Origin of the sequence: Kribbella sp. NPDC048928, assembly GCF_043197975.1 — a bacterium.
Classification (GTDB): Bacteria; Actinomycetota; Actinomycetes; order Propionibacteriales; family Kribbellaceae; genus Kribbella.
The window spans coordinates 46029-59743 of sequence record NZ_JBICUC010000004.1 but is presented as its reverse complement, the minus strand read 5'-3'; the positions used below and the strand labels follow the sequence as shown (position 1 = coordinate 59743).

The following is a 13715-nucleotide window of genomic DNA, read 5'->3' as shown; positions in this document are numbered from 1 at the left end:
TTGGTGAGTGGCGCAGGTCCGGATCTCCAGGCCATCACAATCAGCCGTCTTCTCCGGCGCTGAGCGTCGGCCTGGCCTGGGTGCGCATTTGTGATGGCCTGGGGATCCGCATCTAGTGCAGCTCGCCGCGGTGCACTAGTGCGCGCTGGTGCTGGATGGGTGAGCTAGTGCACCGTGTACGGCGTACGCGCACTAGTTCTAAGGGGCTTGAGATGAAGACTGTGCTGATTTCGGGGGCTGGGATTGCGGGGCCGGCGTTGGGGTGCTGGCTGCGGCGGTTCGGGTTCGCGCCGACGGTTGTCGAGATCGCGCCGGAGCCGCGGCCGGGCGGGCAGACCGTGGACCTGCGCGGGGTGTCCCGGGTGGTCGCGGAACGGATGGGGGTGATGCCGGCTGTGGCCGATCGGCAGGTGCACGAGCGCGGGCTCGCGTACGTGAAGGCCGACGGGCGGCGTACGGCCGAGATGCCCGCGGACCTGCTCGACGGCGCGGGACCGGTCGCCGAGATCGAGATCCTGCGTGGCGACCTCGCCGAGATCCTGATGACGGCGGCGAGCGACGTGGAGTTCCGGTACGGCGACTCGATCGCCGAGTTGGCGCAGGATCCGGCCGGTGTCGACGTGACCTTCGCGAGCGGGACCCGGCAACGGTTCGACCTTGTGATCGGGGCCGACGGCGTGCACTCGCGGGTCCGGCGGCTCGCGTTCGGGCCAGAGCCGGAGTACGTGCACCACCTCGGCGGCTACACCTCGTACTTCACGATCGAGGCACCGGAGGATCTGGAGCATTGGATGAAGGTCTACACGGCGCCGGGCGGCCGCTGGGTCGCCCTGCGTCCGGACCGCGACCCGCGGTACGCGAAGGTGCTGCTGAGCTTCCGGTCGCCGCTCCTCAACTACGACCGCCGCGATGTCGCGGCGCAGAAGCGGCTGGTCCGCGAGCGGTTCGAAGGGCTCGGCTGGCACACGCCGCAGGTGCTGAAGGGCCTGGATCTCGCGGACGACTTCTACCTCGACTCCACCAGCCGCGTCGTCGTAACGCAGTGGTCGCGCGACCGGATCGCGCTCGTCGGCGACGCCGGGTACTGCGGCTCGCCGATGGCCGGTCACGGTACGGCGCTCTCGCTCGTCGGCGCGTACGTACTCGCGGGGGAGTTGGCCGCCGCGGAGGGCGATCACGTCCGGGCGTTCCGGGCTTACCAGCGGCGGATGCAGGCGTACGTCGAGCAACGGATGGAGCTGCCGCCGGGCGGGATCAAGCTGGCGATGCCGATGACGGCGTTCGGGATCGCGTACCGCGACTTCGGCCTCCGGGTGATGACGTCGCGGGTGATGTCCGGAGTCATCACGAAGATGTCGGCCGCGAAACCGGACGCGATCGAGCTGCCCGACTACTTAACTCGTGTCCGGTGATCCAGACACGAGCTAGTCCAGCGGGGAGACCCACTCCGGGTTGCGGCCGAGGAGGCCGAGTAGCTGGTCGAGGTCGGGGGCCGTGCCGGACACCTTGACGCTGCGCTCGAACGCGTAGCCGGAGCCGCGGTTCGCGTCGGTGTCGGGGATCCGGCGGGCCAGCAGCAGGGCCAGCTCGACCATGTCCGGCGGCGGGTTGTACGGGACGTCGATCGCGCGGGCCAGGTCCCAGGCGTGCACGATGCAGTCCAGTTGGTGGAATGTCAGCGCGATCCGGCGCGGAAACGAGCCGAACTCGCGCACCGCCACCAGCCGGTCCAGCGCACCGCCGTCGGCGAACGCGTCCGCAACGCGCACGTTCGAGCGGCGGTAGGCACCGGCCGGGTTGTCGGCGAGGCGACCGCTGTTCCAGGTGTGCACGGAGGCGGAGCCGTTCAGCGCGGCCGTGGCGAGGCCCTCGTTCTGGCTGACCAGGTGGCGCATCAGCCCGCGAACCGTCCAATCCGGGCACGGCGTGGGGAACCACAGCTGCTCGGTACGTACCTGCATCACGACTTCTCCGAGCACCGCGCCGGCCCTGCGATCCAGATCCCGGATATCCATCCGCGCCTCCCGTTCGCCTTAGCAACAATAAGGCTGCCGGGCGCACTTCGCAGGGAATCGCGTGGAGTACAAGGGACATCCCGCGCACGGCTGCAACAGATCGGCGCCGGATGTCTCGCGGATCAGGCCTTTGCGGCAGCCTTCGCGGCCTTCTTGAAGTTGCGGACCTCCAGCAGCGTGGTCGCGTCGGTGACGTCCGCGATCGAGCGCCGGGAGCCGCGGTCGCCGTAGTTGCCGGCGGCCTCGCGCCAGCCCTTCGGGGCAACGCCGCGCTGCTTGCCGAGCAGGGCGAGGAAGATCTTCGCCTTCTGCTCACCGAAGCCCGGCAGGGCCTTGAGCCGCTTCAGCACCTCGGCGCCGTCCGGCTTCGGGCGGCCGGCGAGCCAGATGTTCGCGACCTCACCGTCGTAGGTCTCGACGATCTCCTGCGCGAGCGCGTGCACGCGGCGGCCCATCGAACCGCCGTACCGGTGGATGGCCGGCGGGGTGACGGCGAGCTCGACGAACGACTCCAGGTCGGTCGCGGCGATCTTGTGCAGGTCGAAGCCGCCCATCCGGTTCGCGAGCTTCAGCGGGCCGGAGAAGGCGTGCTCCATCGGGTACTGCTGATCGAGCAGCATGCCGACCAGCAAGGCGAACGGGTCGTCGTTGAGCAACTTGTCGGCATCCGGGTTGCCGGTGAGGTGCAGTTCGCGCAGCATGCCGCCCATCTTGACACGATTGAGGGGTGCCTGATGCCCCCCTCCTCACCTCGCAGGCACCCGGGTGCGCCAGAGGAGGTAGACGAAGTACGGGGCGCCGATCAGGGCGGTGAGCAGGCCGGCCGGGATCTGGGCGGGGGCGAGGAGCGTCCGGCCGAGGCTGTCGGCGAGGCTGACCAGGATCGCGCCGAGCAGAGCCGCGATTGGGAGGATCCGCGCGTGCCGTCCGCCGACCAGTGCGCGGGCCGCGTGCGGTGCGACCAGGCCGACGAACCCGACCACGCCGATCGCGGACACAGCGGCCGCGGTCAGGAGGGCGGACGCGAGCAGCGCTAGCAGTCGGGTGCGTTCCAGCCGGACGCCGAGGATGCGCGGTACGTCGTCGTCGAGCGCGAGCAGATCGAGATCCCGGCGCGCGTGGACTAGCAGTGGTACTAATACTAGCAATGCTAGCGCGACGGGCACGACCTGGGGGAGCGTGCGGCCGTACGTGCTGCCGGAGAGCCAGGTCATCGCGAGACTCAGGTTCCACGGGTCGGTGGCGACGATCAGCAAGGTGATGATCGCGGTCGCGGCCGACGAGACGCCGACGCCGATCAGCACCAGCCGATCGGAGCTCAGCCCACCCCGCCACGAGATCAGATAAACCAGTCCGAACGTGACCACCGCGCAGAGCGCGGCCACTCCGGACAACAGCCAGATGCTTGCTGCTGGCAACAGGATGAGCGTGCCGATCGCGCCGACGCCGGCGCCGCCGGTGATACCGAGGATGCCGGGCTCGGCGAGCGGGTTCCGGCAGACGGCCTGGACCGTGGTCCCGGCGATCGCGAGCGCGGCGCCGCACAGTACGGCAGAGATCACCCGCGGGAAGCGCTGGTCGAGGACGTACGTGATCGCGCGCCCGGACTGGCCGTTGGCCCAGTTGGCCAGGTCGCCGGTGCGGAGCAGCGCATCGCCGGTCAGCATCGCGCCGACGCCTGCGCCGATCAGCAGCACGACAAGCGCGACGGTGACCAGCCAGAACGTACGCCGGGTCCGCAGGCCGCCGCCGGTGCCGCCGGGGGAGCGGCTCGGCCCGGAGTCGCGGTGCCGCCGGGCCAGCCAGATCAGGACGATCGCACCGACCACCATCGTCATGATGCCGGTCGGGATCTCGACGCCGGCCTGCCCACCGAACGCGGCCCGCAGGACGACGTCCGAGGCCAGCACGACGAGCACACCGGCCAGGCCGGACAGCGGCAGCAAGACGTGGTGCCGCAGCAGTCCGGGAACGACCGGGGCGAGGAGCCGTACCAGGACCGGGGCGACCAGCCCGACGAAACCGACCGGTCCCGCGACCGTCACAGCAGCCGCGGAGAGCAGTACGGTGACGAGGGTGGTGAGGACGCGGGTGCGACGTACGTTCACGCCGAGGACCGATGCCGTGTCGTCGCCGAGCGTCAGGATGTCCAGCTTCGACGCGAGCAGCATCGCGCCCACGATGCCGACGGCAACGACCGGCGCCATCTGGGTGACCGCGCGCAGATCGGTCTGGACGAGCGTTCCGGCGCCCCACGCGAACGTACCGACCGTCTCCTCGCGGAACAGCAGGAGCATCAGAGTCGTCACGCCCCCGAGCGCCATCGCCACCGCCGACCCGGCCAGGATCAGCCGGGTCGGGCCGGTGGAGCCGCCGGCGGACAAGGCCAGTACGAGGCCCGCGGCCGCCAGCCCGCCGACGAACGCGACCCCGCCGGCCGGCACCACGGGCAGCGAGACTCCGAACGCGGCAGCGATCACCACGGCCAGGTAGGCGCCGGCGTTGACCCCCAACGTGTCCGGCGAGGCGAGTGAGTTCCGGGCCAGCGACTGCAGCCCGGCACCCGCCACGCCCAGCGCGACCCCGACCAGTACTCCGGCCAGCAGTCGCGGCAACCGCGACGCGATCAGTACGTTCGCCGCGTTGTCGGTGCCGTGCCCGAACACCAGCCGCAGCAGGTCCCCGGCCCCCACCGACGACGTGCCTTGTGTCAGGTGCACCGCCGCCAGGACGACGATCAGTACGAGGGCGCCGCCGAACAGGCCGGCGACGCGAATCCGCCGTACCGGCTGCCGAACGGTCTCGGCCTCCACGGCGGTGACCTGGGTCAAGAGGTGACTGCCTGGACGGCGGCGTCGATGTACTGCTCGGTGGACTTCGGGCCGCCGAACATCCAGATGCCGTCCGGCAGGCGGTGCAGCTTGCTCGACTTCACGAACGGGAGGTTCTTCCAGATCGCGTTGCCGGCCAGATCGCCGCCGAACACGTCGCCGCCGTCGTTCTTGTTCGCGATGTAGAGGAAGTAGCCGTCGGTCAGTTTGGTCAGGCCCTCGAGGTCGGTCTGCGCCAGGCCGTAGTCCTTGTCGCCGGCCCCGGTCCAGCCGTTCTTGAGGCCGAGCTCAGTGGTGACGGCGCCGAGCAGCGAGCCGGTGGTGTACATCCGGATCGAGATCGTGCTGCCCTGCTTGTAGCCGTCCGCCATCATGAATGTGCTGCCGGCCTTCCCGGCGTCCGCGATCTTCTGCTTGCCGTCGGCAAGCGCCTTGTCGAAGTCGCCGGTCAGATGCTTGGCCTGCTCGGACTTCCCGACCGCCTGGCCGATCAGGTCCAGGTTGGTCTTCATCTGCGGGATCGCGTTCGCCGCGTCCGCGCCGCGGATCACCAGGACCGGCGTCGCCTTCTCCAGCTGGGTGATCGTGTTCGCCGCCTCGTCGGTGGTGGTGATCACCAGATCGGGGTTCAGGGCAACGATCGCGTCGACGCTGGCCTCACCGCGGGTGCCGACGTCCTTCACCGACGGATCGAGCTTCGCGGCGGTCACCCAGTTGGTGTAGCCCTTGGTGTCGGCGACGCCGACCGGCATCACGCCGAGCGAGACCAGGTTCTCGGCCGCGCCCCATTCGAGCGCGACGACCTTGGTGGCGGGCGCCTTCAGGTCGAGCTTCTTGTTCCGGGCATCGGTCAGCGACACCGGCTGGGCGGCCGCGTCGCTGGTGTCGTCGGATGCGGCCGGTTCGCTGGTACCGCAGGCCGTCAGGCCGAACAGGGCAGCAGCGACCAGGGCGATGGCGGTTCGTCTCATGGTGGATGACCTCAGTTGGTTGTGGCGCGGGTCAGGTGTTTGCCGATCGGGCGGGTCGAGACCAGCCCGGTGGCCGGGTCGGTGCCGACCTCGATGGTGATGCCGTACGTCGCTGTGAGCGCGTCGGCCTGCAGTACTTCCTCCGGCGTACCGGTCGCGCGTACTCGCCCCTGATCGAGCAGCGCGATCCGGTCCGCCACCGCGGCGGCCTGGTTCAGGTCGTGCAGTACGACGCCGACCGCGACCCCGTGCTCGTCGGCGAGCTCGCGCATCAGGTCGAGGATCTCGATCTGGTAGCGCAGGTCGAGGAACGTGGTCGGCTCGTCCAGCAGCAGGACGCCGGTGTTCTGGGCGAGACAGGTGGCGAGCCAGACGCGCTGCAACTCGCCGCCGGACAGTTCGTCGACGCCGCGATCGGCCATCGACGTGACGCCGGTGACGCTCATCGCGTGCTCGATCGCCCGCGGACCGTCGGTGTCGTCGTTGCGCCAGCGGCTGCGGTACGGGTGCCGTCCGTACCCGACGACGTCGCGGACGCTGACACCGTTCGGCGTCGGCCGGGACTGCGACAGCAACGTCACCTTGCGGGCGAACTCCTTCGCCGAGAGGGTGAGCGCGTCGCCGCCGCCGGGGAAGGTGATGGTCCCGCCGTCCGGCTGATGGAGGCGCGCGAGAGCGCGCAGCAGCGTCGACTTTCCACTACCGTTGGGACCGACCAGTGCGGTCACGCTCGCCGCCGCGATCTCCAACGAGGCGCCGTCGACCACTCGGCGCCCGTGATATCCGAGAGCGAGCCCGGTACCAGTCAGCCCCACTGACTCCTGCATGCTGCTGAGGATAGCCTTACCTAATTGCAACTGTCATCTCGAACTAGTGCGCATACGATGTACGTGCACTACCTCGGGAGGGTTGATGGGCGAAGCGCCGTACCAGGTGATCGCCGCCGAGTTGCGGCGCCGGATCGAGACCGGCGAGCTGTTGGCGGGCGACCGGGTGCCGTCGACGCGGGCGCTGGTGCGCGACTACGGCGTGGCGATGGCGACCGCGACCAGGGCGCTGCAGATGTTGCAGATGGAGCAGCTCGTCCATGCGTCGCCCGGGGTCGGGACCGTGGTGGGGCCGCCGCCGCGTTCTCACCGTACGGCGGTCGACGGCGTGCCCGACCTGAACCGCGACGAGGTCGTGCGGACGGGGATCGCGATCGCGGACGCCGAGGGGCTCGCGATGCTGTCGATGCGGCGGATTGCGACCGAGCTCGGGGTGTCGACGATGGCGCTCTACCGGTACGTCGGCGGCAAGGACGCGCTCGTCGTACAGATGGTCGACGCGGCGCTCGGCGAGTTTCCGCTGGGCAAGATCCCGGAGCACTGGCGGGACGCGGTGACGCTGGTGGCGCGGGTGCACTGGGCCGCGTACCGGAAGCATCTGTGGCTGGCGAGTGCGATCAGCCTGAGTCGGCCGCAGTTGGCGCCGCGATTGCTGCCGCACACAGATGCGGTGCTCGGCGCGTTGCGCGGGATGGACAAGAGCGCGGCGATGTCGACGATGATCAGCCTGTTCGCGTACGTCCGGGGGATCGCGCTGGTGATGGAGTCCGAGGCGCAGGCCGAGCAGGACACCGGCGTCACCGCGGACGAGTGGGTCGGGCAGCAGAGCGACCGGCTGGCGGCGATGGTCGCGGGCAGCAACCTGACCGCCTTCCGCGACCTGCTCGCCGACGACTTCGACTACGAGTACAACCTCGACCAACTCTTCGAATTCGGCCTCAACATCTACCTCGACGGGCTGGCCACACGGCTACGCTGAGTGCTGACGACTTCTTCGGAGGTGGCGATGGAGCCGGTGTTCGCGCCGGGTGTGCCGGCCGGCGTACGGCGGTTGTACGAGCGCAGGCCGGAGCTGTTCGTTGCGGCCGGTGCGGCGCGGCCGAAGCGTGAGACGTCGTGGTCGGTGGCGCCCGGGAACACGTTCGGCACGCTGCTGGTGTGGCTCGCGGTGTGCGTTGGTGGGTGGATCCTCGCGTTGATCGTGCTCGCGGCGACGCTGCCGACCGAGGTCGCGGCGTGGGCGGCGCTGGCGCTGGCCGGGGTCGCGGTGATCGCCACCGGCGGGATCCTCGCGAAGACGATGGGGGAGGACCGCGGGCACAAGGCAGTCCGGCGGCAGTACGGGAAGTACTTGCTGCCGGAGGACTTCGACAGCGAGGCGTCGTGGTTGCTGGCGAAGGCGCAGCGCGCGGTGAAAACGGTGCTCGAGGCAACGGTCACGCGGCGCGGGCTGCTCGACGACGTGAAGAACGAGCTGGTGCTGCCCGAGCAGCTGTGGGACATCGCGCAGGTGCTCCGTGAGCAGACCGTACTGCGGGCGCGGCAGAAGGACATCGCTCGTGGTGCGAAGTCCGCTGAGCTGGATGCCGTACTCGGACCGCAGCGCCGGGCGCTCGCACTGTCCGCTGAGGCGATGAAGCGCAAGGTGGACCTGCTCGACCGGTACGCCGACCGGGTCCGCTCCGCCGACGCCGCGCTCCGCGCCGAGGCAGCCCTCGAGGACGGCGACCGCTACATCGAACTCCTCGCCCGCACCGAACCCGCCGGCGACACCGCCGTAGTAGAAGGCTTCACCGACGAGGCCACCGCCCTGAAAGACACCCTCACCCGAAGCATCAACGCGGCCCGAGACGCCGGCCGAACCCTGGCCCTCCCCGACTGACCGGTCCTCCGGACCGGGCGATGGTGGGGTGGCGCGTCAACGCCGCCCGAGACGCCGGCCGGACGCTGGTTCTCCCGGAGTAGCCACGCGCCGGTGCATTTGCCTGGTAGGCCCAGCAAGTGTGGGGTTCCTGACCCGGGTTGGCGGTGTGGAACCCCGCACGCGCTGGGTCTGCCAGGCAAATTGGTGGGTCAGCCAGGCAAATTGGTGGGTCTGCCAGGCAAATTGGCGAGGAGGGCGGCTTCGTCGGTGGGGGTTAGGCCGATGGACAGGGGTGGGGTGCCGCGCGTGGTGTCCCAGTGGAGGACGTCGGTGAGGGTCTGGCGGAGGGGGGTGACCGGCAGGCCGGCGGCGCGGGCCTTGGCGGGGTTGCGGCGGCGTTCGCCCCACTCGGACTCGGGGTCCATCAACGGGAAGCGCGGCGGGACGGCGTCGAACGGGATCGGCACGATGTCGACGGCACTCCCGGACAGCTCGGCCGCGGTGCTGATCAGTTCGCCGATCGTGGAATCCGGCCCGATCGCGTTGTACGCCCCGGACCGCTCGTCCGCGATCAGCCGCGTGATCAACCGCGCCACATCCCGGCTGTCGACCAGCTGCAGCGGCGCCTCGGGCCTCGTCGGTAGTGCGACCCGACCACCACGCGCCCCACGACGGATCCAGTACAGCGCCGTACCGGACGAGTCGCCAGGCCCCGTGACGCGCCCCGGCCGGACGATCGTCGCGCGCTCGCCGTACCGCTCTACGACGTCGTCCTCACACGCGACCTTGCACGGCCCGTACGTCTCGTTCGTCAGTACGTCTGCATCGCGCAACGGCTCGCGGCGCGGCGCGGTCTCATCCGTACCGGCCGGCAGATCGCGGACGTACACCGCGTGGCTCGACACGAACACGTACCGTCCCGCCCGATCCCCGAGTACGTCCATCGCCTGGTCGACGTCCCGAGTCCGGAACCCGCTCAGATCGACCACCGCATCCCACTCGCCGGTCTCCAGCGCGGAGTAGTCCCCGGCCTCGCGGTCCCCGACCAACTGAGTGACGCCGGCCGGCAGCGGCGTACCGCTCAGACCGCGACTGAACGACGCGACCTCCGCACCCTGCGCCAGCGCGTCGTCCACGACCGCACGCCCGACAAATCCGTTCCCGCCCAGCACCAAAATGCGCACAATCGCTCAACCTAGCCCCAGCCCTCCACCCGCCGCGACCCGATTGTTTGACAACCGAATGCTCCCGTAACACGTCTGAACAGGTAGAGGTGTGTTCCAGGGCGCACACTTGGTACCGGGGGCCAACGGGGTGACAGGGGAGCCGATGGGGAGTGGGCGGGCGACGGCGAGGCGGCCGCGGTCGATGCCGAAGTTGCTGGGGTTCACGCTGCTGGGCGCACTGATCCCAGGACTCGGACTGATCGTCGGCGGGCGCCGGAAGCTCGGTGCGTTCGTGCTCACGGTGTTCCTCGCGCTCGTCGGTCTCGGGGTGTACGTCGGCCTGACCCGCCGCGACGAGGTGCTCGCCGCGGCTGTGGTGCCGAGCCGCCTGCTGATGACGTCGGTGGTGATCGGCGCACTCGCGTTCGGCTGGATCGTGATCGTCGTCGGCTCGCACAGGTCGTTGCGTCCGGCAACGGGCGGGGCCGGCGGGCGGGTGGCCGGTGCGCTGTTCGTCGGCGTGCTGTGTTTCGCGATCGCGGCGCCGGCGGCCATCGGTGTGCAGAGTGTGCTGGCGCAGCGGAAGCTGGTCGAGGACGTGTTCCAGTCGCAGGGTGAGAGCAAGAGCGCCACCCGGCCGACGACGGTCAACGTGAAGGACCCGTGGGAAGACAAGCCGCGGCTGAACCTGCTGCTGCTCGGCGGTGACGACGCACCGAGCCGCCCGGGGGTGCGGACCGACACGGTGATTGTGGCGAGCATCGACACCAAGACCGGGAACACCGCGCTGATCTCGCTCCCGCGGAACCTGACCTTCATGCCGTTCCCGGCGGACTCGCCGCTGCACAAGTTCTACCCGGAGGGCTTCGGCAAGGAGGGGCTGAGCCTCGACGGGCGGCTGGAGTGGATGCTGACCGCGATGTACCAGAACATCCCCGACGCCCATCCCGGCATCCTCGGCCCGTCGGACAACGAGGGCGCCGACGTCGTGAAGCAGTCGGTCGGCGAGGCGCTCGGGCTGAAGCTCGACTACTACCTGCAGGTCAACCTGCAGAGCTTCCCGGAGATCGTCGACGCGCTCGGCGGGATCACGGTGAACGTCAACGAGCGGGTCGCGATGGGCGGCATCAGCAGCTCGCACATCCCGCCGAAGGAGTGGATCGAGCCCGGCGCGAAGCAGCACCTCGACGGACGGCACGCGCTCTGGTTCGCCCGCGGCCGGTACGGCGCCGACGACGACCAGCGGCAGGTGCGGCAGCGGTGCGTGATCAAGTCTATCGTGGACGCCGCGGACCCGCAGACGCTCGTCACGAAGTACAAGGCGATCGCGAAGGCCGGCCGGCACCTGCTGCGTACGGACATCCCGCAGGAACTGCTGCCCGCGATGGTGCAGCTCGCGCTCCGCGTGAAGGCGGGCACGGTCTCGAACGTCACGCTCGACACCGACAAGCTCCGCCTCAAGTACCTGCACCCGGACTACCAGGCGCTCCGCGACACCGTCGAGAACGCCCTCGAGTCCGACCCGGCCCCGGCGACCACCCCGGTCACCCCCGCGACCCCGACCACCACGCGCAAACCCACCGCCCCAACCACAACCACGCCCCCCGGCCCGACCCAGGATCTGGCCGACGCATGCGCATACAACCCCAACGGCGACCAGCCGAACTGAGTCACCCGGACCGCCACGCAGGCAGAACCCACCAAAAGCGCCCACTTACCCCCCGAATTCGGGGGTTCTGCCTGCGTGGCGATCCACCGGCGCGCGAAATGGTCTGCTGGCGGGTGTCGATCCGGTGCGCGCCCATTCGACGCGGGAGTAAGTGAACCGACCCGACGAGGGAGCAGCGATGCGTTACATGATCATCAACAAGGCCGACGCCGACAGCGAGGCGGGCAAGTTCCCGGCGCCGGAGGTCGGTGCGGCGGTCGGGAAGGTCGTCGAGGACCTGTCGAAGGCGGGCGTCCTGCTGTTCGCCGAGGGTGTGCACCGCAGTGCGCTCGGCGCGCGGGTGAAGGTGGACGACGGCCGGCGGACCGTCACCGACGGACCGTTCGCGGAGACCAAGGAGCTGATCGGTGGCGTGATCGTCGTCGAGGTCCGCTCCCGGGACGAGGCGGTCGAGTGGGCCGCCCGGCTGGCCGAGGCGCTGCACGGCGAGGTCGAGGTCCGCCGGGTGGTCGAGGAAGCCGACTTCGACCCGTCGTCCGACCTCTACCGGAGCTGACCGGCTGGTTCGGCCGGCCGTTCGCCGGGGCGGCCTGGAGGGCCGGTCCGTCCCGAGGTGAGACTCAGTCGTGGGTCGTCGGGTGGAGTATGTGAAGCTGGAGGTGTCCGGTGGGTGCGCGGGTGTCATCGCGGTCGCACCGGGCACCGGGCAGGTGCCGCGTCGCCCGCGTGGCTACTTGACCTCAACCGTGGTTGAAGTTTCAAGCTGATGTCGCCGACCCGGGACATCGCAGATATCGGCCCTCGCTGGGCCCCGACGAAGGAGCAGAGTTGACCACGTACACGCTTCCCGATCTTCCCTACGACTACAGCGCCCTGGCGCCCAGCATCGCCGGCGAGATCATGGAGCTGCACCACGACAAGCACCACGCGACCTACGTGAAGGGTCTGAACGACACCCTGGACAAGCTGGCCGAGGCCCGCGACAAGGGTGACTTCGGTTCGATCGTCGGGCTGGAGAAGACGCTGGCCTTCAACCTCGGCGGGCACGTCAACCACTCGATCTTCTGGAAGAACCTGTCTCCGGACGGCGGCGACAAGCCGGACGGCGAGCTCGGTGCCGCGATCGACGAGTCGTTCGGCTCGTTCGACGGCTTCCAGGCGAACTTCACCGCGAGCGCGACCACCATCCAGGGCTCCGGCTGGGCGATCCTCGGCTGGGACGCGCTGGGCGGCAAGCTGCTCGTCCACCAGCTGTACGACCAGCAGGGCAACCTGCCGGCCGGGCAGATCCCGATCGTGATGCTCGACATGTGGGAGCACGCGTTCTACCTGCAGTACAAGAACGTGAAGCCCGACTACGTCAAGGCGTGGTGGAACGTCGTGAACTGGGCCGACGCCCAGGCTCGCTTCGACGCGGCCCGCTCCGGCGCCGGCGCCCTGATCACCGGCGCCTGACACACCCGGATCGCCACACCATCACAATCCGTCGCGCCCGCCCGGTCCCCGCTCAAGGGAGCCGGGCGGGCGCGATTGTGATGGCGTGGCGGTCCGCATCAGCCACAGAAGTCCGCGATCACCGGTGCGATCGCCGATGCCTTGATCATGTGGTTCTGACCAGGTACTTCGGTGTGTCCGGAGCCTGGTACCGCGTCCGCCAGCGCCCGGTTCGACGCCTTCATCCAGGCGGGGCTCTTGCCGCCGTTCACGACCAGCACCGGCCGCTCGATCGGAGCCCACTGCTCCGCGTCCATCGGCTCGCCGAAGCAGTTCCCGCCGACCACCTGCGCGTCGTACGGCAGGGTGTGCGCGATCGCCCGCATCTGCTTCCAGGCCGGCATCAGCTTCATCGCTGTCACCAGGATCCCGGGCAGCCCGATGCCCTTGGTGAAGAAGTACTTGATCGCGTCGTCCGGCGCGCGGGACTGCAGCTCCGTGACCCAGTTCCGCGGGATCTGCTTGCGGCTGTCGTCGACGACGTACGGCGGCTCGAACGCGACCAGCTTCTCGACCGGCAGCCCCGCGGCAGTCGCTCGCAGTGCCAGCGCGGCGCCGGACGACGAGCCGTAGACGTACGCGGATCCGCCGGCTGCCTCGATCACCGCGGCCAGATCCTCGATCTCGCGGGCGACCTCGTACCCGGATGTACCGCTGACGTCGGTGGACTCGCCGCGTCCGCGCCGGTCGTAGTTGTAGACGGTGAAGCGGTCCGCCAGTTCGTCGGCGAGTCCGGGCATCGGGCCCTGCGCGCGGGAGCAGAGCGCGCCGTCGACGAGAACCAGGGCGGGGCCTTCGCCGCGCCGGTCATAGGTGATGGTGGTGCCGTCCTTGGAGACAACGGTGCTCATGATTCCTCCTGCTGGGTGACGATCTCA

Annotated in this window: 13 protein-coding genes; 6 read left to right on the top strand and 7 right to left on the bottom strand. The window is 69.7% G+C overall.

Annotation, left to right across the window (positions count from 1 at the left end):
* Positions 1 to 212: 212 nt before the first annotated feature.
* A complete protein-coding gene (locus ACGFI6_RS18140; RefSeq protein ID WP_393119849.1) occupies positions 213 to 1412 on the top strand; it encodes an FAD-dependent monooxygenase in 1200 nt (399 codons plus the stop codon).
* A 12-nt stretch (positions 1413 to 1424) separates the two neighbouring features.
* Here the strand turns inward: ACGFI6_RS18140 and ACGFI6_RS18135 are convergent, their stop codons facing one another.
* From ACGFI6_RS18135 to ACGFI6_RS18115, 5 genes are all read right to left on the bottom strand, one after another.
* Positions 1425 to 2015 carry a TIGR03086 family metal-binding protein gene (locus tag ACGFI6_RS18135; RefSeq protein WP_393119847.1) on the bottom strand — a complete coding sequence of 197 codons (591 nt, stop codon included), beginning with the start codon at positions 2013 to 2015 and terminating at the stop codon, positions 1425 to 1427.
* Positions 2016 to 2137: 122 nt separating this feature from the next.
* A complete protein-coding gene (locus tag ACGFI6_RS18130) occupies positions 2138 to 2716 on the bottom strand; it encodes an HhH-GPD-type base excision DNA repair protein (protein ID WP_393119845.1) in 579 nt (192 codons plus the stop codon).
* A gap of 45 nt (positions 2717 to 2761) precedes the next feature.
* On the bottom strand, positions 2762 to 4846 hold the full coding sequence (locus ACGFI6_RS18125) for an iron ABC transporter permease (protein WP_393119843.1): 2085 nt from the start codon (positions 4844 to 4846) through the stop codon (positions 2762 to 2764).
* A complete protein-coding gene (locus ACGFI6_RS18120) occupies positions 4843 to 5817 on the bottom strand; it encodes an ABC transporter substrate-binding protein (protein ID WP_393119841.1) in 975 nt (324 codons plus the stop codon). Before ACGFI6_RS18120 ends, ACGFI6_RS18125 begins: the two co-directional genes overlap by 4 nt.
* Positions 5818 to 5828: 11 nt before the next feature.
* Complete coding sequence (locus ACGFI6_RS18115; RefSeq protein ID WP_393119839.1) at positions 5829 to 6644, bottom strand: ABC transporter ATP-binding protein; 816 nt, start codon at positions 6642 to 6644, stop codon at positions 5829 to 5831.
* Positions 6645 to 6729: 85 nt separating this feature from the next.
* On the opposite strand from ACGFI6_RS18115, the gene ACGFI6_RS18110 reads away from it, so the two are divergent.
* Together ACGFI6_RS18110 and ACGFI6_RS18105 are read left to right on the top strand one after the other, a co-directional pair.
* Entirely contained in the window at positions 6730 to 7623 is an 894-nt protein-coding gene (locus ACGFI6_RS18110; protein WP_393119838.1) for a GntR family transcriptional regulator, read from the top strand.
* Positions 7624 to 8526 carry a hypothetical protein gene (locus ACGFI6_RS18105; RefSeq protein ID WP_393119837.1) on the top strand — a complete coding sequence of 301 codons (903 nt, stop codon included), beginning with the start codon at positions 7624 to 7626 and terminating at the stop codon, positions 8524 to 8526.
* A 191-nt stretch (positions 8527 to 8717) separates the two neighbouring features.
* On the opposite strand, the gene ACGFI6_RS18100 is transcribed toward ACGFI6_RS18105, so the two are convergent.
* The gene (locus ACGFI6_RS18100; protein WP_393119836.1) at positions 8718 to 9692 is read right to left on the bottom strand and encodes an NAD-dependent epimerase/dehydratase family protein; all 975 of its coding nucleotides are present in this window, start codon (positions 9690 to 9692) and stop codon (positions 8718 to 8720) included.
* 184 nt (positions 9693 to 9876) lie between these two features.
* On the opposite strand from ACGFI6_RS18100, the gene ACGFI6_RS18095 reads away from it, so the two are divergent.
* The 3 genes from ACGFI6_RS18095 (at position 9877) to ACGFI6_RS18085 (ending at position 12798) form a co-directional block, all read left to right on the top strand.
* A complete protein-coding gene (locus ACGFI6_RS18095; protein WP_393119835.1) occupies positions 9877 to 11343 on the top strand; it encodes an LCP family protein in 1467 nt (488 codons plus the stop codon).
* Positions 11344 to 11521: 178 nt separating this feature from the next.
* Complete coding sequence (locus ACGFI6_RS18090) at positions 11522 to 11899, top strand: YciI family protein (protein WP_393119834.1); 378 nt, start codon at positions 11522 to 11524, stop codon at positions 11897 to 11899.
* Positions 11900 to 12171: 272 nt separating this feature from the next.
* Positions 12172 to 12798 carry a superoxide dismutase gene (locus ACGFI6_RS18085; protein WP_393119833.1) on the top strand — a complete coding sequence of 209 codons (627 nt, stop codon included), beginning with the start codon at positions 12172 to 12174 and terminating at the stop codon, positions 12796 to 12798.
* Positions 12799 to 12896: 98 nt separating this feature from the next.
* Here the strand turns inward: ACGFI6_RS18085 and ACGFI6_RS18080 are convergent, their stop codons facing one another.
* Positions 12897 to 13688: an alpha/beta fold hydrolase gene (locus ACGFI6_RS18080; RefSeq protein ID WP_393119831.1), complete on the bottom strand. Its 792-nt coding sequence runs from the start codon at positions 13686 to 13688 to the stop codon at positions 12897 to 12899.
* Positions 13689 to 13715: the final 27 nt, after the last annotated feature.